This window comes from Streptomyces sp. NPDC094032, from assembly GCF_040303965.1.
Lineage (GTDB): Bacteria > Actinomycetota > Actinomycetes > Streptomycetales > Streptomycetaceae > Streptomyces.
Window position 1 is genome coordinate 163221 of record NZ_JBEOUE010000009.1, and the last position, 24380, is coordinate 187600.

The following is a 24380-nucleotide window of genomic DNA, read 5'->3' on the forward strand; positions in this document are numbered from 1 at the left end:
TGTGAATCTCCCCGCCCTCCGGAGCCACAACGCCGCGCTGCTGCTCGACCTGCTGCGTACGGCCGGGCGGGAAGGGATCAGCCGCCTTGAGCTGGCGGAGCGGACCGGCCTGACCCCGCAGGCGGTCAGCAAGATCACCGCCCGGCTGCGCTCCGAGGGCCTGGCCGCCGACGCCGGACGCCGCGCCTCCACCGGCGGCAAACCGGCCACCGTGCTGCGCCTCGTCCCCGAGGCGGGTCACGCGATCGGCCTCCACCTCGACCGCGACGAGCTCACCGCCGTCCTGCTCGACCTGGCGGGCGTACGCGTCGCCCTCCGCCGCGCCCCCCTGGACCTGGGCGCGGGCGCGGAGCCGGTCCTGACGACCGTACGGGCGGAGGTGGCGGCGCTGCTGGGCCCCGAAGCCCCCCGGCCCCTCCCGGTCCGGCTCCTCGGCGTCGGCGTCGCCATGCCCGGGCCACTGGACCACCGGGCCGGAACGCCCGGGCGGGTCACCGGGTTTCCGCAGTGGGACGGGTTCCCGTTGCGGGACGAGCTGGCGCGGCGGCTCGGGGCGCCGGTCGTGCTCGACAAGGACACCAACGCCGCCGCCCTGGGCCTCGCCCTGCGCCCCGGCGCCCCCGGCTCCTTCGCGTACGTCCACCTCGGTACGGGGCTCGGCGCGGGCCTGGTCCTCGGTGGGGCCGTGCTGCGCGGGGGCAGGACCGGGGCGGGGGAGCTCGGGCACCAGACCGTCCAGCTCGACGGGCCGGCCTGCGACTGCGGCGGGCGCGGCTGCCTGGAGGTGCTGTGCCTGGCGGCCCTCGCGCGCGGCGACCTGGACGGCGCCGCCCGGGTCCTCGGCACCGGCGCGGCCAACCTGGTCCGGCTGCTCGACGTCGACCGGGTCCTGCTCGGCGGCCGGGCCGTCCTCGCCGCCCCCGAGGCGTTCGCGCGCGGGACCCGCGAGGTCCTGGGCGGGCTGGGCCTCCCGGCGGACGTGGCGGTGGCGGCAGGACCGTACGCCGTCGCGGAGGGCGCGGCGCAGCTGATCCTCGCGCCGGTCTTCGGCAGGGAGCCCTCGGGCCTCGGGGGCGAACCCCGGATGATCGGACCATAGGCTGATCGGGCGGGATCGGGCGCGCGTCCGAGGGGCCGGCCGCGTCGCTCCCGCCCCCGCCGCCCTCCCCATGGCAGCGTCGCGGGCGAACCGTACGTTCGCGAGCAGCAAAGGCACCCGCCCCATGCGACTGCGCAACGCCCTCGCCCTGGCGGCCCTCACCACGGCCGCCGCCGTCCCGGTCGCCCATGCCCTGGCGCCCGTACCGGCGGTGGCGGCACCGCCCGAGTGCGGGGCGGAGAACGCCCGGGACTTCCCGCTGGCCACCCGGATCCAGGAGGCCCCGGCCACCTACGCGGCGGGCGGCGACTTCCTCACCTGGAACCTCGGCCTCACCAACACCACCGCCCAGCCCTGCCGGGGCATCCACCCGGTCCTCGTCCTCACCGACCGCGAACGGACCCTGCGGCCCGCCCAGATCCGGGCCGAGTTCTACGACGCGGGGGCGCGGATCTGGCGCCCGGTGACGTTCGAGGGGACGGACCGGGCGGAGAGCGTGGGCGTGTTCGGCGGGACGGAGGAGACGGAGGAGGAGGGGACTGTGGGGGCTGTGGGTACGGGGGACGGCCCTACCGGCGCGCCCACCCCACCCCCCGCCTTCACCGGCTTCGCCGTCCCCCCGCACCGCACCCTCACCGTCCCCGTACGCCTCGCCTTCCGTGCCGACACCGTCCCCGACGAGGTGGTCGTCAACGCCGCCGTCGTGCAGCGGCGGGGCGACGACGGCGACTGGGTCGGCGAGTCGGGCGACTACACGCTGACCGTGCTCCCGGCCGCCCCCGCCGCCCCCGCCGACCCGCCCGCCACCCGCCGCCCGGCCCCCGCCGACCCGGCGCGGCCCACCCCCAAGGGCACGGCCCCTCTCCCGGCCCGCCCCGAACTGGCCCGCACGGGACGGGAGTCCGCCGTCCGGCTGGCGCCCGCCGCGGCCGCCCTGGTCGCGGCGGGCGCGGGCCTCGTCCTGCTCGCCCGCCGCCACCGGAGCCGCGGCACCCACCGGCACGCGTAGGCCACCCCGCGTACACCGTCCCGTTCACTCGCATCTGCAACGATCACCGGGTGGAGAACCCGAACAGCCCCGACGACCCCGGCGCCCCCATCCGCTCAGGCATCCCCGAGCACGGCCGCATCCCCAAGTACTACGCCGTCAAGGCCAAAGTCGCCGCGCTCGTCGCCGAGTTGGGCGAGGGCGGGCTGCTGCCCACCGAGCGCGATCTCGCCGTCCGCTACGAGGTCTCGCGCGAGACCGTCCGGCAGGCCCTGCGCGAGCTCCTCCTGGAGGGGCGGCTGCGCCGCCAGGGGCGCGGCACCGTGGTCGCCGGGCCCAAGCTGGAGCAGCCGCTCTCCCTCGCCAGCTACACCGAGGGCGTGCGTCGCCAGGGGCGCAGGCCGGGGCGTGCGCTGATCTCGCTGGAGCGCTTCCCCTGCCCCGAGGCCCTCGCCCCCGAGGTCGGCGTGGTGCGCGGCGCGCCCGTCTGGCACATGGAGCGGGTGCTGCTCGCCGACGACGAGCGGGTCGGCCTGGAGAGCACGTACGTCTCCGAGGCGCGCGCCCCGCGCCTGGACGTGGAGTTCGACCCGGACTCCTCCTTCTACGCCTATCTCCACGACCGGCTCGGCGTCTCCTTCGGGGACGCCGACGAGCGCATCGAGACCGTCCTGGCGACCCCGCGCGAGGCCCTGCTCGTCGGCACCCCGCCCGCCCTGCCGATGCTCCTGATCCACCGCGTCTCGCGGGACACGGCGGGCCGGCCCCTGGAGCGCGTGCGCACGCTCTATCGGGGTGACCGCTTCAGCTTCACCACCCATCTGGGCAGCCAGGGCTGAGCCCGCGCGGCCGTCCGAGCCCCCCCGTAAAATCACGGAACGATAACGGGTCTAGTCCAAGTTTGGCGGCCCGTTCACCGTCCCGTCGCCCATCCGATCGGTCCGGGTCACCCGCCGCCAGGACCGTGGACGGCATGAAGGTGATCGTCGTAGGAGCCGGCGTGGTGGGAACCATGCACGCCTGGCAGGCAGTCGAACGCGGCCATGAGGTCGTCCACATCGAGCGCGAGGCGGAGGCGCGCGGCGCCTCGCTGCGCAACTTCGGCCAGATATGGGTCAGCGGCAGAGCGGGCGGCGAGGAGCTCGACACCGCCCTGCGCGCCCGCGAGCTGTGGGAGGGCATCGGCGCCCGCGTCCCCGGGCTCGGCTTCCGGGCGATCGGGTCCCTCACCCCCGTACGCAACGAGCTCGAACTCGGCGTCGCCGAAGCCGCCCTGGCCCGCCCCGACGCCGCCGCCCGCGGCTACAAGCTGCTCACCGCCGACGAGGCGAGGGCGGTCAACCCGGCCCTGCGGGGTGCGTTCCAGGCAGCCCTGTGGTGCGAGCGGGACGCCGCCGTCGAGCCCCGCACCGCCCAACTCGCCCTGCGCGAGGCCCTCCTGGCCACCGGCCGCTACACCTTCCTGCCGAACCGCGAGGTACGCGAGGTCGTCGACGCCAACAGTCATGGACGCAGCGCGGTCCGCGACGACCACGGCGACACCCACACCGGCGACGCCGTCGTCCTGTGCACCGGCGCCTGGCTCTCCGGCCTGGTCCGCGAGGTCGCCGGCGAGATCCCGGTCCGCCGGGTCCGGCTCCAGATGATGCAGACCGACCCGCTCGGCGAGCCCCTCACCACCTCCGTCGCCGACGCCGACTCCTTCCGCTACTACCCGGCGTACGCCTCCCCGGAGCTCGACGCCCTCAACGCCGGGCAGGCGCAGGACCCGACCGCCGCCGCCCACAAGATGCAGCTGCTCATGGTGCAGCGCCTCGACGGCGGGCTGACCATCGGCGACACCCACGAGTACGAGCACCCCTTCGCCTTCGACACCCTCGAAGACCCCTACGAGCACCTCACCCGCGTCGTCGAGTCCTTCCTCGGCCGCCCGCTGCCGCGCGTCCGGCGCCGCTGGGCCGGCGTGTACGCGCAGTGCACCGACACCAGCCGCGTCGTCCACCGCCAGCAGGTGCGCGACGGCGTGTGGCTGGTGACCGGACCCGGCGGGCGCGGCATGACCTGCTCGCCCGCCATCGCCGAGACCACCGCGAACGAACTGGGCTGGTAGCCACGATGACCGACACCGACACCGACATCACCACCGTCACCACCACCGCACCCCGCCACGGCCTCGTCGTCCTCGACATGGCCGGCACCACCGTCGCCGACGGCGGCCTCGTCGAGCAGGCCTTCACGGCCGCCGCCGAGCGCCTCGGCGAGGACCCCGCCACGATGATCGACTACGTCCGGGCCACCATGGGCGAGTCCAAGATCTCCGTCTTCCGCCACCTCTTCGGCGGCGACGAGCAGCGCGCCCGGCAGGCCAACCTCGCCTTCGAGGAGGCGTACGGGGAGCTGGTCGCCGACGGCCGGATCGCGGCCCTGCCCGGCGCCGCCGAGGCCATCGGCGCCCTGCGCGAGCAGGGCAGGACCGTCGTCCTGACCACCGGCTTCGCCCGCGTCACCCAGGACGCCATCCTCGACGCCCTCGGCTGGCGCGAGCTCGTCGCCCTCACCCTCTGCCCCGCCGACGCGGGCGGCCGCGGCCGGCCCTACCCGGACATGGTGCTCGCCGCCTTCCTGCGCACCGGCGCCGTCGACGACGTCCGCCGGGTCGTCGTCGCGGGCGACACCTCGTACGACATGCTCAGCGGCGTGCGCTCCGGCGCCGGGATCGTCGCGGGCGTGCTCACCGGGGCGCACGGCGAGGCCGCGCTCAAGGAGCACGGCGCCACCCACGTCCTCGCCTCCGTCGCCGGACTCCCGGAGCTGCTGCGGGAGTACGAGGCATGACCAGCGGCATACGCTTCGACGCCGTCTCCGTCGCGTACGGCGACCACACCGTCCTCGACCGGCTCGACCTGACCGTCGAACCCGGCGAGGTCATGGCCCTGCTCGGGCCCTCAGGCTCCGGCAAGACCACCGCCCTGCGGGCCGTCGCCGGGTTCGTACGGCCCGCCTCCGGGCGCGTGTTCATCGGCGACCGGGACGTCACCGCGCTGCCGCCGCACAAGCGCGGCATCGGCATGGTCGTCCAGCAGTACGCGCTCTTCCCGCACCTGCGGGTCGAGGACAACGTGGCCTTCGGCCTGAAGGCGCGGAAGGTGCCCAAGGCGGAGATCCCCGGCCGGGTCGCCGAGGCCCTGGAGATGACCGGCATGGGGGAGTACGCCAAGCGCTACCCGCGCGAGCTCTCCGGCGGGCAGCAGCAGCGCGTCGCCATCGCCCGCGCGCTCGCCATCCGCCCCAACGTCCTCCTCCTCGACGAGCCGCTCTCCGCGCTCGACGCCCAGCTGCGCTCCGGGATGCTCGCGGAACTGGCGCGGCTGCACCGGGAGTTGCCCGACGTCTCCATCCTGTACGTCACCCATGACCAGGTCGAGGCGCTCACGCTCGCGGACCGGATCGGGGTCATGGACCGGGCGCGGTTGCGGGACTGCGGGACGCCGCAGGAGTTGTATCGGAGGCCGCGTACGGAGTTCACGGCGTCGTTCGTGGGGAACGCGAACCTGTTGCCGGTGCGGGTCGGCACCGACGGGGTCGCCTTCGCGGGCGTCGACCTCCAGGTCCCGGTCGCCGGTGCGGCCCCGGGCTCGGCCGCGACCCTCTGCGTCCGCCCGCACCTCGTCGGGCTCGGCGACGGCCCGAACGCGCTTCGGGGACGGATCGCGGAGGTGCAGTGGCGTGGGTCCACTCATCGGCTGTACGTCGATGTGGGCGGGGAGCGGGTCAAGGCCGACGTCCGGGAGCTGCGGGAGACGCCCGCGCTCGGGGACGAGGTGACGTTGCACTTCGCGCCCGAGGATGGGGTGCTGCTGGCCGCCGGGGTGAACGGTGGGTAGTCGGGGCGGGGGTGTCGTGGAGGCGCCTCGCGCTGGGGGCGTTGTGCCCACCCGTTCCGCCCCAGCGGAACGTATGCCCACAACGGGGCGCAAGCAGCGGAACGCCCCCACCTGGCTCTGGACCATCCCCCCAGTCCTCGCCCTCGCCGTCGTCTTCCTCTACCCCCTCGCCCTCGTCGTCCGGGAGTCCTTCGCCCCCGGGGCGTACGCCGACGTCTTCGCGTCCGCGTCCTTCCGGGACGCGCTGGTCACCACCGTGTGGCTGGCCGTGGCCGCGACCGTGGGGTGTCTGGTGCTCGGGTTCGTGCTGGCGCTGGTCGTCGCGTTCGTGCCGTTTCCGGGTGGGCGGGCGGTGGCGCGGTTCATCGACGTGTTCCTGTCCTTCCCGTCGTTCCTGATCACGCTCGCCCTGCTGTTCCTCTACGGCACCGTCGGCATGGCCAACGGCGTGTGGACGGACGTCACCGGCGCCGCCAGTGGGCCGTTCGACTTCCTCACCACCCCCTGGGGCGTGCTCCTCGCCGAGATCACGTACTTCACGCCCTTCGTGATGCGCCCCCTGCTCGCCGCCTTCTCCCAACTGGACACCGCCCAGCTGGAGGTGGCGTCCTCGCTCGGCGCCCGCCCGCTGCGGATCGTGCGGCAGGTGATCCTGCCCGAGGCGCTCCCCGCGCTCGCCGCCGGCGGCAGCCTCGTCCTGGTGATGTGCCTCAACGAGTTCGGGATCGTGCTCTTCACCGGCGCCAAGGGCGTCACGACGCTGCCGATGCTCGTCTACGGCAAGGCCATCCTCGAATCCGACTACGCGGCGGCCTGCGTCGTCGCCGTCGTCAACGTGGTGATCTCCGTGGGTCTCTACACCGTCTACCGGGTGGTGAGCCGTCGTGCTGGTGCATAGCCGAGCCGGGAAGTGGGCGGTCTGGACCGTCTTCGCGGTCCTCTTCGTCCCGCTCTTCGCCCTGCCGCTCCTCGTCATCCTCGCGGCCTCGTTCTCCACCCACTGGTCCGGTGCCTTCCCCTCCGGGCCGACCACCGCGCACTACGCCGCCGCCGTGCGCGGCGAGTCGCTGACGGCGCTCACCACCAGCCTGGTGACGGCCCTGCTGGCCAGCGTGTTCGCGCTGACCGCCGGGACCTGGGCCGCGCTCGCCGCCGCCGCGCTGCGCAAGCGCGGGCGCAGGATCGTCGACGCGCTGTTCATGCTGCCGGTGGCCGTGCCGTCGGTCGTGGTCGGGCTCGCGGTCCTGGTCGCCTTCTCGCGGCCGCCGCTGCTCCTCAACGGCACGCGCTGGATCGTGATCCTCGCGCACACCGTTCTTGTCACGGCGTTCGCCTACCAGTCGGTTTCGGCTGCCATCCTGCGGCTCGACCCGATGTACGAGCAGGCGGCGGCCAGCCTCGGCGCCCGCCCCGCGTACGTCCTGCTCCGGGTCCGGCTGCCGCTCCTGCTGCCGTCGCTGACCGCGGCGGCCGGGCTCTGCTTCGCCCTCTCCATGGGCGAGCTGAGCGCCACGATGATGCTCTACCCGCCGGACTGGCTGCCGCTGCCGGTGCTCATCTTCACGGCCACCGACCGAGGTTCGCTCTTCACGGGCTCCGCGCTCGCGGTGGTCCTCATGACGGCGACCCTGCTGGTCCTGCTCGCCGTCTCCCGTATCCGTACCAAAGCCTCGTATCGCTAGTTCTGCTCGGACTGCTCAGACTGCTAGGAGAGAACGACGTCATGCTTAGCACCCTCCCGTACGTCAAGCCGATCGCCGCCGTCACCGGCTGCCTGGCCCTCGCCGCCACCCTCACCGCCTGCGGCGGGTCCTCCGCGGCCGCCGACGAGAAGGTCGTCACCGTCTACAGCGCCGACGGCCTCAAGGGCGAGGCGGGCGACGGCTGGTACGACAAGGTCTTCAAGGACTTCGAGAAGCAGACCGGCATCAAGGTCAAGTACGTCGAGGGCGGCTCCGGCGAGATGGTGCAGCGCGCCGCCCGCGAGAAGAGCAACACGCAGGCCGACGTCCTCGTCACCCTGCCGCCCTTCATCCAGCAGGCCGACTCCAAGGGGCTGCTCCAGGCGTACGCGCCGAAGGGCTCCGACCAGGTCGGCGGCGCCGACAAGGCGAGCGACGGCAAGTGGACCTCCGTCGTCAACAACTACTTCGGCTTCATCCGCAACAAGGAGCAGGCGAAGCCCGCCCCCACCACGTGGGAGGAACTGCTGGACGCGAAGTACAAGAACAAGGTCCAGTACTCCACGCCGGGCGTCGCGGGCGACGGCACCGCCGTGCTCATCAAGGCGCTGCACGACTTCGGCGGCCAGGAGCCGGCCATGGCGTACCTGAAGAAGCTGCAGACCAACAACGTCGGCCCGTCCTCCTCGACCTCCAAGCTGGCGCCGAAGGTCGACAAGGGCGAGATCCTCGCCGCCAACGGCGACGTCCAGATGAACTTCGCCCAGGCCAGGACCATGCCGAACCTCGACATCTGGTTCCCGGCCAAGGCCGGCGGCAGGCCGACCACCTTCGCCCTGCCGTACGCCGCCGGTCTGGTCGACAAGGCCCCGCACACCGAGAACGGCAAGAAGCTGCTCGACTTCATGCTCGGTGAGCAGGCGCAGCGCGAGGTCAGCGCCATCGGCGGCGGCTTCCCGGCCCGCAAGGACGTCAAGCCCACCGACGCCAACGCCATCGCGCTGGCCAAGCTGATGGACGGCGTCGAGGTCTTCGAGCCGGACTGGGCCGACATCGACAAGAACCTCACGGCCTACGTGGACGCGTGGAAGTCCGCCACAGGCAGCTAACAGTTCACCGCACGTCTCTTCCGTCCCACCGCTATGTAGCGGAAAGATAACGGGTACGGACCAAAACCAAAGCCAGATCGCGCAACGCCCCTGAGGAATCAGGGGCGTTGGTGTGCCGCCAGTCACCCCCGACCATGGAGGACTCCCGACATGCCGATCCACGGCACAGCCAGCACGCCCGAGGCGCCCCGCGCCTCCCGCCCCTCCCGCCGCACCGTGCTCGCCGCCGCCGGTGCCACCGCGGCCGTCGCCGCCACCGGCCTCGCCGGGGCGCCCGCCGCCCAGGCCGCCGTCTCGGCCGCCCCGACGCTCCCGAACGGCACCAGCGCGGACAAGGTGCTCTTCGTCGGCATGGACGGCCTGCGGCACGACCGCATCGACGCCGCCAAGGCGCCGAACCTCAAGTCCCTGATGGCCAACGGCACCTACGGCCGCTCCCTGCTCTACGCGAACCCGATGGCCCAGACCTCCTCGGGCCCCGGCTGGTCGACCATCTCCACCGGTGTGTGGCCCGACAAGCACGGCGTGAAGGACAACACCTTCGCCGGCCGCGACTACGGCACCTACCCCGGCTTCCTCGCCCGCCTGCACCAGGTCCGCCCCGAGCTCTCGCTCTTCGCCGCCGTCGACTGGCCGGAGCTCGACAGCTACGGCACGGTCACCCCCGGCGCCGACGCCAAGGTCGTCTACAACAACTCCTACGCCGTCAACGACCTCGCGATCACCGACGTGACCGAGGACGTGCTGCGCAACCAGAACCCCGACGTCCTCTTCGTCTACTTCGGCGAGACCGACGAGATCGGGCACAGCTACGGCGCCGCCAGCCCCAAGTACCTCGACGCCATCGACGTCCAGGACGCCTACCTCGGGCGCCTCCTCGCCGCGATCCAGGCCCGCCCGACCTACGCCGCCGAGCGCTGGACGGTCATCGTCGCCACCGACCACGGCCACACCGACACCGGCGGCCACGGCGGCTCCAGCATCGAGGAGCGGCGCACCTTCGTGCTCGCCCAGGGCCCCGGCATCGCCGCCGGCGCCCGCCCCGTCGACACCCGGCTCGTCGACGTCGCCGCCACCGTCTTCCGGCAGCTCGGCATCGTCCCCGACCCGTCCTGGGGCCTCGACGGCAAGCCGGTCCAGGACCGCTCCACCGACCCCTTCGACACCCTCTACCCGTCGCTCACCGGACGTGTCGACGAGACCGGCATCCCCGCCGGGATCCTCGGCTTCACCCACACCGCGCCCAGCGGCTGGTCCGTGATCAACAACGCCATGGGCACCGGCGGCATGACCGAGTGGCGCGGCTGGGCCTTCGCCACCGACGAGTTCTGGTCCCGCTCCCAGCGCGACCAGTCCCGTGAGCTCAATGTGCGCGCCCGGGGCGTCTTCGCGGTCGCCGACTCCGACGAGTGGGCCGACAAGAGCTTCTCCGGTACGTACGACTCGACCCTGGTCACCCCGGCGTACGCGGTCGCGGGGGCGAGCCGGGCGACCCTGGACTTCACCACCCACTACCTCCAGGAGGGCGCCCAGACCGCCCAGATCCTGGCCTCCTTCAACGGCGGCACGCCGACCGTCGTGAAGAGCTACACGGCGGACGTGATCGCGCAGCCCCAGTCGGTCACGGTCGCCGTGCCCGCCGGGGCGAGCAGCGTGAGCTTCCGCTTCCGCTACACCGGGTCCAACAACTGGTACTGGGTGATCGACGGGGTCAGGGTCACCGCATCCTGACCTAGGCTGGGGGCGTCGCCACAGCGCTGTCGCGTCGCCCCCAGTACACCGGATCGTCTCGTACGGCAGGAGTCCCGCACCCATGGCAGAGCGCAAGCCGATCGAATCCTGGCTCACCGACATGGACGGCGTCCTCATCCACGAGGGCGTGCCCATCCCCGGCGCCGACGCGTTCATCACGAAGCTGCGGGACACCGGAAAGCCCTTCCTGGTCCTCACCAACAACTCGATCTACACCGCTCGCGACCTGCACGCCCGCCTGGCCCGCATGGGCCTGGAAGTCCCCGTCGAGAACATCTGGACCTCGGCGCTCGCCACCGCGAAGTTCCTCGACGACCAGCGCCCCGGCGGCACCGCGTACGTCATCGGCGAGGCCGGTCTCACCACGGCGCTGCACGACATCGGCTACGTGCTCACCGACCACGACCCGGACTACGTGGTGCTCGGCGAGACCCGTACGTACTCCTTCGAGGCCATGACGAAGGCGGTCCGGCTGATCAACGCCGGCGCCCGCTTCATCTGCACCAACCCGGACGAGACCGGGCCGTCCCTGGAGGGCCCGCTGCCCGCCACCGGCTCGGTCGCGGCGCTGATCACCAAGGCGACGGGCAAGGAGCCGTACTTCGCGGGCAAGCCGAACCCGCTGATGATGCGCACCGGCCTGAACGCCATCGGCGCCCACTCCGAGTCCAGCGCGATGATCGGCGACCGGATGGACACCGACATCCTGGCCGGTCTGGAGGCGGGCATGCAGACCTTCCTGGTGCTGACCGGTCTGACCAGTCAGGCGGAGATCGACCGCTTCCCGTTCCGCCCGTCCAAGGTCGTGAAGTCGATCGCGGACCTCGTCGAGCGCATCTGACCGACGGGGACGCGACGGGGATGCGACGGGGATGCGATGGGGACGCGACGGGCCGGGCGTCCCCTGGCCGCCGCCCTGAGGATGCGGAACGGCCCGAACCGGGTGACCCTGCCACTATCAGGAGGTCACCATGCGTTCAGGTCCCATCGCTCTCCGTGCCGCAGGGGCGGCTCTGGCTCTGGTGCTCGCGCCCACGGCGGGCACCGCCCTGGCCCATGACGGAGTCCAGGCCACCGTCACCCCGGCAGAGGCCCGCCCCGGAGCCGACGTCGACGTCCGCGTCAGCGGCTGCAAGGGCACGACCGGCGCCGCCACGTCCCAGGCGTTCGTCGCGGCGGCGGAGCTCACCGGCCGGGACGGCGGGAAGAACCCGCTGTTCGGCGACACCACTCTCAAGTCGAACCTCGAAGAGGGCACGTACAAGGTCAACGTGACCTGCGACGGTCACGAGCACCGCGACGTCGGCACCGTGCGCGTCAAGCGCCACGAGCAGCCGACCCACGAGCCCACCCACCACCCGTCCCCGATCGCCCCGGTCCGGGCCGGCGGCGGTGGCACGGCGGCCTTCGCGGCCCCCGTGGCGCCCGGCGTGGCGCAGACCGCCGGCGAGGACGGCCTGGGGACCCCGTACACCCTCCTGGGCCTCGGCCTGGCCGCCGTCGCCGCCGTGTCCGTCGCCTTCCGCAGCGCCCGTCGGCGCGGCGCGGCGGGCCAGAGCGCGGACTGACCGCGTGTCGTCCGGGCGGGCGCTGACCGGAGCGGCCTGGGCGCTGCTGCTGTGCGGCCTGTGGCTCTGGGGCCGGGACGCTGTGGACGGGCCCGCCGTCCCCGCGCCCGCCACCGGCGACATCGCCGCCGTCGGGCGCCCGCCCGGGCTGCCGCTGCCCCCGGCGCACGCGCCGATGGCGCCCGCCGAGCCGCGCCGGGTCGAGATCCCCTCGGTCGGGATCACCGCCCCCGTGGTGGCCCGGGGGCTCGACGGCGCGGGGGCGATCGACCCGCCGCCGTTCGAGATGCCGCACACGGTCGGCTGGTACGGGGCGGGCACCCGGCCCGGTGCCTCGGGCGCCGCGCTCTTCGTCGGCCATGTCGACACCGAGACCCGCCCCGCCGTCTTCTACGGCCTGAGCGCGGCCCGCCCCGGCGCCACGGTCGACGTGACCCGTTCGGACGGCAGCGTCGCGGAATTCACCGTCGAGGACGTCCAGGTCCTGGACCGCGAGGGCTTCGACCCCCGGAAGGCGTACGGGCAGCGCCGGGCGGACCGGGCCGAGCTGCGCCTGATCACGTGCGGCGGCACCTTCGACCGAGAGGCGGGCGCGTACACGGCGAACGTCGTCGTGTCGGCGTACTTGACGGCGGTCCGACCAGGCCAAGGCTGACGTACGGCTACGGATACGGATTACGGATACGGGTCCGGATCCCGGCTCGGATACGACTGAGGCCCCTCACCATCCGGTGAGGGGCCTCAGTCTTCGCGTGCGCCGCCAGGGACTCGAACCCCGGACCCGCTGATTAAGAGTCAGCTGCTCTAACCAACTGAGCTAGCGGCGCCTGCTGACATCGAGAACTCTACAGGACCTCCGACCCTGCTCCTGACCATTTACGACCCCCGCCCGGCCTGTCGGATGGTCGTATCGAGCCGTCGATCCGTCAAAATGCGATTTGTCCAGACAGTTGAGACACTGGCGCCCGTGCAGGAGCGCCAAAAGATCTTGACGAGTGTGGAGGGGAACACATGAGTGTGCCGGCCTTCGAAGAAATCGAACCCGCGTCGGACTGCGGCTGCGCGGGCTGCGCCCAGCAGCGGCGCGACCTCGCCCTGGGGCTCCCCGTACGGGCAGGCGGCCACCCGGCCGCGCACGGCGCCCGCCGCGCGCTGGTCCTGGTGACGGCGGCGGGGGTGGTCCTGGGGGGCGCGGGCACGAGCATGGCGGACGCGATGACGGAGCCCGAGGCGTCGGGTCCGGGGACGGTGGCGGCGGATCCGGCGGTGCTGACGCGGCCGGTGGCGGACGGTGCGGGTGCCGCGGGCCGCGCGGACCGTACGGGTCCCGGTGCGGACACCCCGCAGGGTGGTGCCGGGCCGCTGCACGGCGCCCCCGGGCCCGGCTCGGCGCCGTCCCCGGACGCGACCCCGACGACCAGTCAGATCTCCACGGACACCCTGCGGAAGACGACCAGGGCCGAGATCATCAACCGCGCGAAGATCTGGGTGGCGGCCCAGGTCCCGTACTCGATGGAGAAGTACTGGAGCGACGGCTACCGCCAGGACTGCTCCGGCTACATCTCCATGGCCTGGAACCTGCGCAACAACGAGTGGACCGGCAGCCTCGACCGCTTCGCCGACCGCATCGACCGCACGGAGCTCCAGCCCGGCGACATCCTCCTCTTTCACAACCCCGCCGACCCGACGCGCGGCTCGCACGTGACGATCTTCGGCGGGTGGACGGACTACACCCACACCTCCTACATCGCGTACGAGCAGACCAAGCCGCGCACGCGGAAGCAGGCGACGCCGCTGGCGTACTGGGAGAACTCCGACCGTTACCTCGCGTACCGCTACAAGGGCGTGGTCAGCGGCGGCAGCGGGAACGCGGGCTCCGGCGCCACGACGACGCCGTACCCCGGCGCCGCCAGCTTCGGGCCGGGCGCGAACAACCCGTACGTCACGCAGCTCGGGAAGCTGCTCGTCGAGCGCGGCGGGAAGAAGTTCTACGCCCAGGGCCCCGGGCCCCGCTGGGGCGAAGCCGACCGCCGGGCGACCCAGGCCTTCCAGCAGGCCCAGGGCTGGAAGGGCGGCGCGGCGGACGGCATGCCGGGCCCGCAGACGTGGGCGCTCCTCGTCTCCGGGCAGGGCAAGGACATCGGCGGTTCGAGTGGTTCGGGCGGGTCGAGCGCAACTGAGAGCGGGTTCCCCGGGCGTGGCTACTTCCGTCCGGGCCAATCCAGCGCATATGTGGAGAAGCTGGGCAAACAACTGATGAAGCGGGGCTTCGGCAAGCACTACACGTCGGGCCCCGGTCCGAAGTGGACGGAAGCGGACCGTCGCAATGTCGAGGCCTTCCAGCGGGCCCAGGGCTGGCGCGGCGGCGAGGCCGACGGCTACCCGGGCCCGGAGACCTGGCGGCGCTTGTTCCGATGACCCCGAGAGCATGAGGTGGACCGAATGACGGCATCGACCCCGACCCCCCCGGACTCCGGCCCGGCCGCCACCCGAGACGCGGCCCGCACGGCCCGCCGCCTCACCGACGGCCGCCTACGCCCTGCGGGGCCGCCGGGGGCGGGCGGCGCGGACACCGGCGCCCTGCCGGGCCGTGCGGCGCCGGGGGCCGACGCCGCCATGGCGAGCTCGCCGGCACTGGCGGCGCCACTCGGCGCCACCACGACCGGAGCACCCACCGCGAGCCCGGCCCCGGCCACCCGGGACGCCCTCGCCACGGACCTGACACCACCGTGCAGGAGCGGGGCGATGGCTGGGGCGAGCCTGGGCGCGGGCGGGCCGGAGGCGGCGAGGCCCGCCCGGGCGGGGGACGACGTGGGGGCTAGGGGAGTGGCCCCGGATTCGCCCGCCGCTGCGAGGGGCTCGGCGCTCCCGGATGCGGGTGGGCCGGAGGCGGCGAGGGCCACCCAGGCGCGGGACGCGCAGCCTGCGGGCGTGGCCCAGGTGCTGCCCGCCGGTCTGACGGGTCCGGATGTGGCGAGGGCCGTCGCCCGGGCGGGGGATGCGCAGCCTGGGGGTGTGGCCGAGGTGCTGCCTGCCGGTCTGGCGGGCTCGGATGCGGCGAGGGCTGCCCGGGCGGGGGACGCGCAGCCTGAGGGCGGGCCGCAGGTGCTGCCTGCCGGTCCGGGCGCCGATGGGTTCGGGACGGCGAGCTCCGCCCAGCCTGCGGGAGCGAGCCCGGGGACCGGTCCCGTACCGCAGCCGGTCCGGCTGGACCGGGAGGCAGGTGGGTCAGGCCCCGCGCGGCAGGCGGCACCGGCCGCTTCGGCGGCCGTTCGCCAGGACCGGGAGCCCCTGGCGTCCGGGATGGTCCGCCCATCCGCAGGACCGGCGACCCCGGGCCTGACGCGCCCGACGACTTCGACGCCCACGGCGTCCGGTTCACCGGCTTCTACGCCGCCCTCGTCCACGGGGGCGGCCCCCCGCGGCACCCTGCCCAGCATCGGCCTCTCGGCATCCCAGCCCGCAGCACCCGCAGGAACCACCTCGGTGCAGGCACCCCCGCCCGGCCCCGGTCAGGAGGCCCGGCCCGCCGCTTCGGCGGGCACCGGCGTGCCGAGGGCGGCCGGGCTCGCGCATGCGCCCTCGTCCGCTGCTCCTACGGAAGCGCGCTCGCCGCAGGCGTCCCACCCCGTCGCGCCGGGCCTCGGTCAGGAAGCCCGGTCCGCCACGTCGGCAGGTGCCGACGTGCCGAGGGCAGCCGGGCCCGCCGTGTCGGGCTTCGCGCATGCGGTCTCGTCCGCTGCTCCCACAGGCGCGCTCTCACCGCAGGCGTCCCAGCCCGTCGCGCCGGGCCTCGCTCAGGCTGCCCAGCCCGCCGCACCTGCCGCACCCGGCCAGGCGGCCCCCTCCGCCCCGGCGCGGCCCGCGTCGACCCCCGGGAGTGAGCCGGCGGGCCGTACGGCGGCACAGGAACGCCCGGCCGCCGCTCCGGCGAACCCGGGCACTCCGGCAGGCCCCACGCCTGCGCGCCCGGTGGCCGCAGCACCGAACCCGTCCGGTTCGGCCGCTCCCGAGCCCACTCGGGCACCCACCCGGCCCACGTCCGCGAGCCCCGTCGCGGCAGCGTCGAACCCGGTCGGTCCGGCTGCCCCCGATCCCACTCGGGCAGCGGCGTCTTCGCCAGCCGCACCCGCCGGGTCCATGTCCGTGAGCTCCGTCGCGGCAGCGGCGAACCCGTCCGGTTCGGCTGCCCCGGAGCCTGCTCGTGCAGTGGCGGCTTCGGGCACCCTGCCCACCCGGCCCACGTCCGCGAGTCCCCTCGCGGCAGCGCCGAACCCGGTCGGCTCGGCCGCTCCTGAGCCTGCTCGGGCAGTCGCGGCTTCGAACGCCGCGCCTTCCCGGTCCATGTCCGTGAGCTCCGTCGCGGCAGCGGCGAACCCGTCCGGTTCGGCCGCTCCTGAGCCTGCTCGTGCAGTGGCGGCTTCGGGCACCCTGCCCACCCGGCCCACGTCCGCGAGCCCCCTCGCCGCAGCGCAGAACCCGGCCGGTTCGGCCCCCTCCGCGCCCGCTGCCGCAGCAGCGCACTCGGGTGATCCGACTGCCCCCGCTCCCGCCGCCACGCCGACCCCGGGCGGCTCGACCGCGCCCGCTTCGATCCCCTCGTCCACCCGACCCGCCCCCGCGCACCCCGTCGCGACGGCGGCAACCCCGGGTACCGCGCCCACCCGCCCCTCCACACCGGCGCCCCAGGCCACCCCTCCCGGCAAGCCCGCCCCCAAGCCCCCCGCCCCCACCCTCGACGACTCCGTCGACGTCGGCTGGATCGCCGGCGTCCACGTCAAGGCCGTCGCCGTACCGATCGCCGCATCCATCACCCAAGCCGGTTCCGGCTCCGGCTCCGGCTCCGGCTCCGGCTCCGAAGCCGCGCCCGGGACCAGCTCCCGGACCGGACCCGGACCCGCGACCAAACCCGCAGCCGGACCCGGACCCGGTCCCGGACCCGTGACCGACACCACCACCCGCACCGCCACCCCCACCCCACCCCGCCCCGGAGCCCCCACCGGCACCACCCCCAGTCACCGTCCCGTAAGCGGATCCACCCCCTCCACCCGTCGCCGCAACGTCATCGGAGCCGAGACGACCGGTTCCATCCCTGTCCACCTGCTCTTCCGTGAGGAGCCGGACGCGACCGGAGGGGATGGCAGCGACGACGGGGGCCCCGCCACCGTGCCGGTGCCCAAGGCGCAGGCGGGGGGGCGGAAGAAGGGGAAGGCGGTCATCCCGGCTCCCGCTCGTGCGTCCGCTCGGCCCGCGCCGACCGCTGACCCGAAGTTGGTCGAGAGGCCGGGGCCGGTGCTGCCGGGGTGGGTCGGTGTGGTCGGTGGGGTGCTTGCGTTGGTGGGGTGCGCGGCCGTCGTGTGGTGGGTGGGGGTCGTGCCCGGGGAGGTCGCGCGGATGCTGCGGCTGCCCTCCCGCCCGTACCACGGGATTCCGCTCGGACAGTGGGCCCTGCTCGCCCTCGGCGTCGTCGCCGTCCTGTTCTTCCTGGGCGGCCTCGGCCGCGGCCGGGTCGGTTACGCCCTGGTCCTGACGCTCTTCGGCGACTACCGGGGGACCGTCCGCAGGACCGGCCTGCTCTGGGTCAGCCCCCTCCTCAAGCGCCGCCGCGTCGACGTACGCCTGCGGCACTGGCGCAGCGAGCCGCTGCCCGCGGTGGACGCGAAGGGCACGGCGCTGGACGTCGTCGTCCTGGTGGTGTGGCGGATCCGGGACACGGTCCGCGCCGCGCTGGGCGTGGCCCGGCACGAGGAGTATCTGCGGGAGCAGGTCGAGGCGGCGATGGCCCGGGTACTGAGCCAGCTGCCGGCGGACGCGTTTCATGAGGACGCGCCGACCCTGCGCGACGCGGAAGCCGTCGGCGAGGCGCTGACGAGGATGCTGTCGGCGGAGTGCGCGCCGGTCGGAATCGACGTCTTCTCCGCGCAGCCGACCCGCATCGAGTACGCCCCGGAGGTCGCCGCCGCGATGCAGCGCCGCCGGATCGCCGCGATCGACGCGAAGCACCGCGACAGCGTCCTGACCTCGGTCGTGGACGCGGTGGACGACGTGGTCCACCGGCTGACCTCCCGTGGTCTCGTGGAGCTGGACGACTACGAGCGCAAGGCGCTGGTGAAGGACCTGACCGTGGCGTTCTACACGGGCCGGACGGCGTCGGGGGAGGGCGCGTGACCCTCACTCATTGGTATGGACATGCTCAACTTCCGGCCATACCTTGTTACTTGGTCTAGACCGGAATCAGTGTCACCGCACGCGTGCAGCAGGACCCACAGAACTCCCCCACGTTCTCCTGGAGCGACAGCATGCGCAAAAAGACAGGAGTGGTGGCCGTGGCGCTCGGCGTCGCCGCCGCCTCCCTCTTCGCCACCACCAGCGCGAGCAGCCACGGCTACACCGACTCGCCGATCAGCCGTCAGAAGCTCTGTGCCAACGGCACCGTGACCAACTGCGGTGACATCCAGTGGGAGCCGCAGTCGGTCGAGGGCCTCAAGGGCTTCCCGGCCGCCGGCCCCGCCGACGGAAAGATCTGCGCCGGCGGGAACTCCCGCTTCTCGCAGCTCGACGACCCCCGCGGCGGCGCCTGGCCCACCACCAAGGTCACCTCGGGCCAGAGCTACACCTTCCGCTGGCAGTTCACGGCCCGCCACGCGACCACGGACTTCCGCTACTACGTCACCAAGAACGGCTGGACCGGGACCAAGGCCCTCACCCGGGCCGACCTCGACCCCCAGCCCTTCCTGGTCGTCCCCTACAACAACCAGCAGCCGCCGTCCACGCTCTCGCACTCCGGGACCATCCCGGCGGGCAAGACCGGCCGCGGCCTGATCCTCGCCGTCTGGACCGTCGCCGACACCACGAACGCCTTCTACGCGTGTTCGGACGTTCAGTTCTGACGTAGCGTCAGTTAGCATCCGCCCCCATGGGGACCGTCGCGGAGCTCGTACGACGCCAGTGGGACGACCACAGGACCGGACTGAGGGACGAGCACACCACCCTCACCCACCACCAGGTCGCCGCGGGCGCCACCGCGCGCGCCGCGCTGCTCACGGAGCTGATGCCCGACCGGCCGGGGAGCGAGCCGCACCTCGGCCTCCTGCTCGACAACACACCGGAGTACCCGCTCTGGCTCGGCGCGGCGGCCCTCGCGGGGGCCGCCGTCGCCGGGATCAACCCCACCCGGCGCGGCGCCGAACTCGCCCGCGACATCCGGCACACCGAGTGCCGGGTCCTGATCACCCAGCGCGCCCACCTGCCGCTCCTCGACGGGCTGCCCCTCCCCGGCCTGCGCATCCTCGTCACCGACACGGACGCCTACCGCGCCCTCCTCGCCCCCTACGAGGCCGCCACCCCGGACGACATCCGCCCCGTCCGTCCCGTCGGCCCCGACCGCCGCCTCCTGCTCTCCTTCACCTCCGGCTCCACCGGGGCGCCCAAGGCCGCCGTCTGCTCGCAGGGGCGGCTCGCCGCGGCCGGTGCCTCGCTCGTCTCCCACTTCGGGATACGCGCCGAGGACACCCACTACATCTGCATGCCGATGTTCCACGGCAACGCCGTGATCGCCGACTGGGCGCCCGCCCTCGTCGCGGGCGCCGGGATCGCCCTGCGTGCCCGCTTCTCGGCCTCCCGCTTCCTCCCCGACGTACGCGGCTTCGGCGCCACCTACTTCACCTACGTCGGCCGGGCCGTCCAATATCTCCTCGCCACCCCCGAGACCCCGCACGACCGCGACCACCACCTCCGGCTCGGCTTCGGCACCGAGGCGGGCGCGGTGGACGCGGCCCGCTTCGAGGCGCGGTTCGGGGCCCGGCTCGTCGAGGGGTACGGCTCCTCCGAGGGCGGCGCGGCCATCCAGCGCACCCCCGGCACACCGCCCGGCGCGATCGGCCGCGCCGCCCCCGCCGACGACCTGGCCGTGGTCGACCAGGCGACCCGCCACGAATGTCCTCCGGCCCGCTTCTCCCCGACCGGGGTCCTGCTCAACGCCGACGAGGCCGTCGGCGAGCTGGTCAACCGCGGCCGCAACCCCTTCGAGGGCTACTGGCGCAACCCCGAGGCGCAGGCCGCCCGGCTGCGCGACGGCTGGTACTGGACCGGCGACCTCTTCTACCGGGACGCGGACGGCTTCCTCTACTTCGCCGGGCGCACCGACGACCGGCTGCGCGTGGACAGCGAGAACCTGGCCGCGGCGATGATCGAGAACATCCTGGCCCGCTGGGAGCGCGCCGCCGGAGTCGCCGTGTACGCGGTCCCCGACGCGGCCGCCGGCGACCAGGTGATGGCCGCGCTGGCCCTGCGCCCCGGCGCCGCCTTCGACCCGGCCGCCTTCGCCGCCTTCCTCGCCGCCCAGTCCGACCTGGGCACCAAGATGCCGCCCCGCTTCGTCCGCGTGGTCCCCGAACTCCCCCTGACGGCCACCAACAAGATCCACCGAGCAGCCCTCCGCCACACGGCCCTGACCTCCCCAGACCCCACCTGGTGGCGCCCCACCCCCACCGCCCCGTACGAGCCCCTCACCCCGACCACCCGCGAGACCCTGCGCGCGGAGTACGCGGAACGGGGGCGGGAGTTCCCCGGGTAGCCTGCGGCCGCGCGCCTCCGGGACCTAGCCTCGTCCTGACCGTGCCGGACATGGAAGGCGATCTACGGGGGGTGTCATGGCCGATCACGAGGTCCACTGGCGGCGAACGGACGACGGATTCTTCGACCTGGGCCCTCTGAGGGTTCCGGCCACCGAAGGAGTCCGGCTCTCGCCGCTGAGGAACGAGAGGGGCGACAAGGTGCTGTCCGTCACCGTGGTGCGAGGACGGGCGGCGATTCAGGTCCAGCTGTTCGATGCGTCGGCGGGCCTCTCCTGGGCTTCCGTCCGGCGTGACCTGTCGGAGCAAGTCCGACAGCGGGGCGGGACGGTGCGGGAGATCATCGGCCGGTCAGGGCCTGAGCTCCAGGCGAACCTCTTCACGAGTGGCCCTGACGGCCGGACCAGGACGATGGACGTGCGCTTCGTCGGCCGGGAAGAGCAGGGCCGGCTGCTGAGGGGCTTGATCACGGGGGTGGGGGCCACTCCGGGGAGCGACGACGCCTGGTCGTACCAGGTGTTCGAGGAGACGGCGGTCAAGGACACCGGCACCGGCACCGGCCGCCCGGCCACGACGCTGCGATGGCCTCCGGTCGAAGTCCCGGCGAGGTAGGCCCAGCCCTACCGCCCGGACACCCCCTGCGCCCATGGCCCCGCCCCCGTACCCCCGCCTAACGTGATCGTCCATGGAGCCCCGTACCCCTTGGCAGGCGTTGGCCCGGCCCGGCCGTTTTCTTCGCACCGCCTGGCCATGGAGGGCCGTCGCCTACCTGGCGTCCGGGGTCGCCGTCGGGGCGCTCGCGCTGCTCGTTCTTCTCGTGCTCGTCGGGTTCTCCGTGCTCCTCGTCGGGCTGCCGCTGCTGCCGCTCGCCGGTGTCGCCCTCGGGGGACTGGAGCGGCGGCGGCTGCTGCTGCTCGACCGTGAACCGGCCGCCGATCCGCACCGCGTTCCCGGCGCGCCGGGCCTCGTCGCCTGGCTGCGGGTCCGGGTGCGGGAGCAGGCCACCTGGCGGGAGCTCGCGTACGCCGTGCTGCTCGCGACCGTGCTCTGGCCGCTCGACCTGATCGTGCTCGCCGTCGGGCTCGGTCTGCCCGCCGCCCTGCTGAGCGCGCCCGTGCAGCTCGCGGCGGCCGGCGGGGAGGAGGCGAAGGTGGTCAAGGCGTATCTCGTCACCTCGTATCCGCAGGCCTTCGCCGCCGCCCTGCTCGGTCTGGTCCTGCTGCCGCTGCTGCTCTACCCGCTCACCGCCCTCGCCGGGGCCCGCGCCGCCCTCGCCCGGGCCCTGCTCGCCCCGCGCGAGGCCGAGCTGCGGGACCGGATCGGCGAGGTCACCGCCTCCCGCGCCCGGCTCGCCGCCGCCTTCGAGGCCGAGCGGCGCCGCATCGAGCGGGACCTCCACGACGGGGCCCAGCAACGGCTCGTGGCGCTGACCATGACCCTCGGGCTCGCCCGGTACGACGCCCCGCCGGGCCCGCTCGCCGACCAGCTGGCGAAGGCGCACGAGGAGGCCGGCCGGGTGCTGACCGAGCTGCGCGAGCTGATCCACGGCATCCATCCGCAGGTCCTCGTCGACTACGGGCTCCCCGAGGCGCTGGCCGACGCGGCGGACCGGTCGCCGGTCCCGGTGGACGTGCGGGCCGACGGCCTCCCCCGGCTCCCCGCCCCCGTCGAGAGCGCCGCCTACTTCGCCGCCCGTGAGGCGCTCGCCAATCTCGCCCGGCACAGCGGGGCCACCCGGGCCGCGGTGACCGCCCGCCATGCCGGCGGGGTGCTCCGGCTCGCCGTCGAGGACGACGGGCGCGGCGGGGCCGACCCGGCCCGGGGGAGCGGCCTGACCGGTCTCGCCGACCGGCTCGCCGTCCTCGATGGGACACTTTCGATCACCAGCCCGCCCGGCGGGCCGACCGTTCTACGAGTGGAGATCCCGTGCGGCGTTCGCTCCGAGTCGTCCTCGCCGAGGACAGCGTCCTCCTCCGCGAGGGACTGATCGGGCTCCTGGCACGTTTCGGCCACGAGGTCGTCGCGGCGGTCGGCGACGCCGGGGCCCTGCCCGCCGCCGTCGCCGCGCACGAACCGGACATCGTGGTCACGGACGTCCGGATGCCGCCGGACTTCCAGGACGAGGGGCTCCGCGCGGCCGTCGCGCTGCGGGCCGAGCGCCCGGGGCTGCCGGTGCTCGTGCTCAGCCAGTACGTCCAGCGCAGCTACGCCGCCGATCTCCTGGACGCGGGCGACGGCACGGGCGTCGGCTATCTGCTCAAGGACCGGGTCGGCCAGGTCGAGGAGTTCCTGGACGCGCTGGTCCGGGTCGCGGACGGCGGTACGGTCGTCGACCCCGAGGTCGTACGGCAGCTGCTGCGCCGGCACCGCGATCCGCTGGCGGCGCTGACGCCCAGGGAGCGGGAGGTCCTGGGCCTGGTCGCGGAGGGGCACTCCAACGGGGCCATCGCGCGCAGGCTGGTCGTCACGGAGGCGGCGGTCGGCAAGCACATCGGCAACATCCTGGCCAAGCTGGACCTGCCCCCGGCGGAGGACACCCACCGCCGGGTCCTCGCGGTGCTGGCCTATCTCCAGGCGTAAGACGGAAGACGGAAGACGTACACGTAAAACAAAGAAGCCCCTCGCTTTCGCGAGGGGCTTCCTCTGTCTGTGCGCCGCCAGGGACTCGAACCCCGGACCCGCTGATTAAGAGTCAGCTGCTCTAACCAACTGAGCTAGCGGCGCTTGCTGACAGAGAAAATACTACCTGGTCCCGAGGGGTGCTCCCGACCACCCGGTCAGATCGCCAGCGACAGCACCACGGGCGCGGCCCGCCGGTTCAGCGTGTCGGCCGCCGAGCGCAGCCGGTGCGCGTGCTCGATCGGCAGCGAGAGGGCCAGGCAGCCCACGGCCGAGCCCGCCGTCAGCGGCACCGCGGCGCAGACCGTGCCCACCGCGTACTCCTGGAGATCGAGCACCGGGACGGTCGGCGGCTGGCTGTCCAGCTTGGAGAACAGCACCTTCTCGTTGGTGATCGTCCGGGAGGTCAGCCGGGCGATCTTGTGGCGGGAGAGGTGATCGCGGCGCCCGTTCTGGTCGAGCTGGGTGAGCAGGCACTTGCCGACGGCGCTGGCGTGCGCGGCGGACCGGAAGTCCACCCACTCGTTGACCTTCGGGGTGCGCGGCCCGTCGGCGAACTGGGTGATCTTCACCTCGCCGTCGATGTACCGGCTGATGTAGACGGCGGCGCCGACCGAATCGCGCAGCTCGGTCAGCGTCTCCTGCAGCTTGAGCTCCAGGGCCTCGCGGCGGGTCATGCCGGAGCCGAGGAGGACCAGGGAGTCGCCGATCACATAGGCGCCGTCGGAGACCTGCTCCACATATCCCTCGCGCCTGAGCATGAGGAGCAGGGACGACAGATGGGCGACGGGCAGGCCGGTCTCCCGTGCGATCTGCACGTCCGTCACGCCGCCGCCGTGCCGTGGGACGGTCTCCAGCACGCGCAGCGCGTATTGCACCGAGTGGAACGGCGCGGTGGGCTCGGGCTTCAGCGCCACGGTTTCCCCCTACCAGGTTGTGACCGCTAGCTTCCGTACCACGATAGCCGCCAAGGGCCCGATACGGGGCGGCTGTTGGCGAGATTGATGCGGTGCTCAGGGGCCGTACGCTGGGGCGCGCCACTCTGGCATATGCCAGAGTCACAGCCCCGTGACAGAGGCTGAGGTCAGGGCCGTGCGGGAGGGTTC

General features: G+C 73.7%; 21 protein-coding genes and 2 tRNA genes. 20 read left to right on the plus strand and 3 right to left on the minus strand.

Annotated elements, in window-relative coordinates; genetic code table 11:
* The first annotated feature begins 1 nt into the window (after position 1).
* The 13 genes from ABTZ54_RS15775 to ABTZ54_RS15835 all read left to right on the plus strand — a co-directional run bounded on the left by ABTZ54_RS15775 (position 2) and on the right by ABTZ54_RS15835 (position 12737).
* Positions 2 to 1099: an ROK family transcriptional regulator gene (locus tag ABTZ54_RS15775; protein WP_502997250.1), complete on the plus strand. Its 1098-nt coding sequence runs from the start codon at positions 2 to 4 to the stop codon at positions 1097 to 1099.
* A gap of 124 nt (positions 1100 to 1223) precedes the next feature.
* The gene (locus tag ABTZ54_RS15780; protein WP_351662821.1) at positions 1224 to 2108 is read left to right on the plus strand and encodes a hypothetical protein; all 885 of its coding nucleotides are present in this window, start codon (positions 1224 to 1226) and stop codon (positions 2106 to 2108) included.
* A gap of 50 nt (positions 2109 to 2158) precedes the next feature.
* Positions 2159 to 2926: a GntR family transcriptional regulator gene (locus tag ABTZ54_RS15785; protein ID WP_351662824.1), complete on the plus strand. Its 768-nt coding sequence runs from the start codon at positions 2159 to 2161 to the stop codon at positions 2924 to 2926.
* A 134-nt stretch (positions 2927 to 3060) separates the two neighbouring features.
* Positions 3061 to 4197 (plus strand): TIGR03364 family FAD-dependent oxidoreductase, encoded by a 1137-nt coding sequence (locus tag ABTZ54_RS15790; RefSeq protein WP_351662827.1) that lies wholly within the window; start codon positions 3061 to 3063, stop codon positions 4195 to 4197.
* Between the two features lie 5 nt (positions 4198 to 4202).
* A complete protein-coding gene (locus ABTZ54_RS15795; RefSeq protein ID WP_351662830.1) occupies positions 4203 to 4922 on the plus strand; it encodes a phosphonatase-like hydrolase in 720 nt (239 codons plus the stop codon).
* The gene (locus ABTZ54_RS15800; protein WP_351662833.1) at positions 4919 to 5971 is read left to right on the plus strand and encodes an ABC transporter ATP-binding protein; all 1053 of its coding nucleotides are present in this window, start codon (positions 4919 to 4921) and stop codon (positions 5969 to 5971) included. Before ABTZ54_RS15795 ends, ABTZ54_RS15800 begins: the two co-directional genes overlap by 4 nt.
* Positions 5972 to 6044: 73 nt before the next feature.
* Entirely contained in the window at positions 6045 to 6869 is an 825-nt protein-coding gene (locus ABTZ54_RS15805) for a 2-aminoethylphosphonate ABC transporter permease subunit (protein WP_351662836.1), read from the plus strand.
* Complete coding sequence (locus ABTZ54_RS15810) at positions 6856 to 7653, plus strand: ABC transporter permease (protein WP_351662839.1); 798 nt, start codon at positions 6856 to 6858, stop codon at positions 7651 to 7653. The genes ABTZ54_RS15805 and ABTZ54_RS15810 overlap by 14 nt, the downstream gene beginning before the upstream one ends.
* A 41-nt stretch (positions 7654 to 7694) precedes the next feature.
* Positions 7695 to 8762, plus strand: a complete 1068-nt coding sequence (locus tag ABTZ54_RS15815; RefSeq protein WP_351662842.1) for a 2-aminoethylphosphonate ABC transporter substrate-binding protein — start codon at positions 7695 to 7697, stop codon at positions 8760 to 8762.
* A 150-nt stretch (positions 8763 to 8912) separates the two neighbouring features.
* The gene (locus tag ABTZ54_RS15820) at positions 8913 to 10493 is read left to right on the plus strand and encodes an alkaline phosphatase family protein (protein ID WP_351662845.1); all 1581 of its coding nucleotides are present in this window, start codon (positions 8913 to 8915) and stop codon (positions 10491 to 10493) included.
* A gap of 82 nt (positions 10494 to 10575) precedes the next feature.
* Positions 10576 to 11355 carry an HAD-IIA family hydrolase gene (locus tag ABTZ54_RS15825; RefSeq protein ID WP_351662848.1) on the plus strand — a complete coding sequence of 260 codons (780 nt, stop codon included), beginning with the start codon at positions 10576 to 10578 and terminating at the stop codon, positions 11353 to 11355.
* A 130-nt stretch (positions 11356 to 11485) separates the two neighbouring features.
* A complete protein-coding gene (locus tag ABTZ54_RS15830) occupies positions 11486 to 12082 on the plus strand; it encodes a hypothetical protein (RefSeq protein WP_351662851.1) in 597 nt (198 codons plus the stop codon).
* Positions 12083 to 12086: 4 nt separating this feature from the next.
* On the plus strand, positions 12087 to 12737 hold the full coding sequence (locus ABTZ54_RS15835) for a class F sortase (RefSeq protein ID WP_351662853.1): 651 nt from the start codon (positions 12087 to 12089) through the stop codon (positions 12735 to 12737).
* Positions 12738 to 12835: 98 nt separating this feature from the next.
* Here the strand turns inward: ABTZ54_RS15835 and ABTZ54_RS15840 are convergent.
* Positions 12836 to 12909 (minus strand) — tRNA-Lys (locus tag ABTZ54_RS15840).
* Between the two features lie 184 nt (positions 12910 to 13093).
* Between ABTZ54_RS15840 and ABTZ54_RS15845 the strand changes: the two genes are divergently transcribed.
* From ABTZ54_RS15845 to ABTZ54_RS15875, 7 genes are all read left to right on the plus strand, one after another.
* The gene (locus ABTZ54_RS15845; protein ID WP_351662856.1) at positions 13094 to 14500 is read left to right on the plus strand and encodes a peptidoglycan-binding protein; all 1407 of its coding nucleotides are present in this window, start codon (positions 13094 to 13096) and stop codon (positions 14498 to 14500) included.
* Between the two features lie 2955 nt (positions 14501 to 17455).
* Positions 17456 to 18250, plus strand: coding sequence for an SPFH domain-containing protein (locus ABTZ54_RS15850; RefSeq protein WP_351662858.1), 795 nt, complete (start codon positions 17456 to 17458; stop codon positions 18248 to 18250).
* 131 nt (positions 18251 to 18381) lie between these two features.
* Positions 18382 to 18972 carry a lytic polysaccharide monooxygenase auxiliary activity family 9 protein gene (locus ABTZ54_RS15855; protein WP_351662861.1) on the plus strand — a complete coding sequence of 197 codons (591 nt, stop codon included), beginning with the start codon at positions 18382 to 18384 and terminating at the stop codon, positions 18970 to 18972.
* A gap of 26 nt (positions 18973 to 18998) precedes the next feature.
* Positions 18999 to 20657, plus strand: coding sequence for an AMP-binding protein (locus ABTZ54_RS15860; protein WP_351662864.1), 1659 nt, complete (start codon positions 18999 to 19001; stop codon positions 20655 to 20657).
* Between the two features lie 76 nt (positions 20658 to 20733).
* Entirely contained in the window at positions 20734 to 21267 is a 534-nt protein-coding gene (locus tag ABTZ54_RS15865; RefSeq protein ID WP_351662867.1) for a DUF3710 domain-containing protein, read from the plus strand.
* Positions 21268 to 21340: 73 nt separating this feature from the next.
* The gene (locus tag ABTZ54_RS15870) at positions 21341 to 22642 is read left to right on the plus strand and encodes a sensor histidine kinase (protein ID WP_351662870.1); all 1302 of its coding nucleotides are present in this window, start codon (positions 21341 to 21343) and stop codon (positions 22640 to 22642) included.
* Positions 22582 to 23235 carry a response regulator gene (locus ABTZ54_RS15875; protein WP_351662872.1) on the plus strand — a complete coding sequence of 218 codons (654 nt, stop codon included), beginning with the start codon at positions 22582 to 22584 and terminating at the stop codon, positions 23233 to 23235. Before ABTZ54_RS15870 ends, ABTZ54_RS15875 begins: the two co-directional genes overlap by 61 nt.
* Positions 23236 to 23305: 70 nt before the next feature.
* On the opposite strand, the gene ABTZ54_RS15880 is transcribed toward ABTZ54_RS15875, so the two are convergent.
* A tRNA-Lys gene (locus ABTZ54_RS15880) sits at positions 23306 to 23379 on the minus strand.
* 53 nt (positions 23380 to 23432) lie between these two features.
* Positions 23433 to 24191 (minus strand): IclR family transcriptional regulator, encoded by a 759-nt coding sequence (locus ABTZ54_RS15885; protein ID WP_351662875.1) that lies wholly within the window; start codon positions 24189 to 24191, stop codon positions 23433 to 23435.
* Positions 24192 to 24380 lie beyond the last annotated feature (189 nt).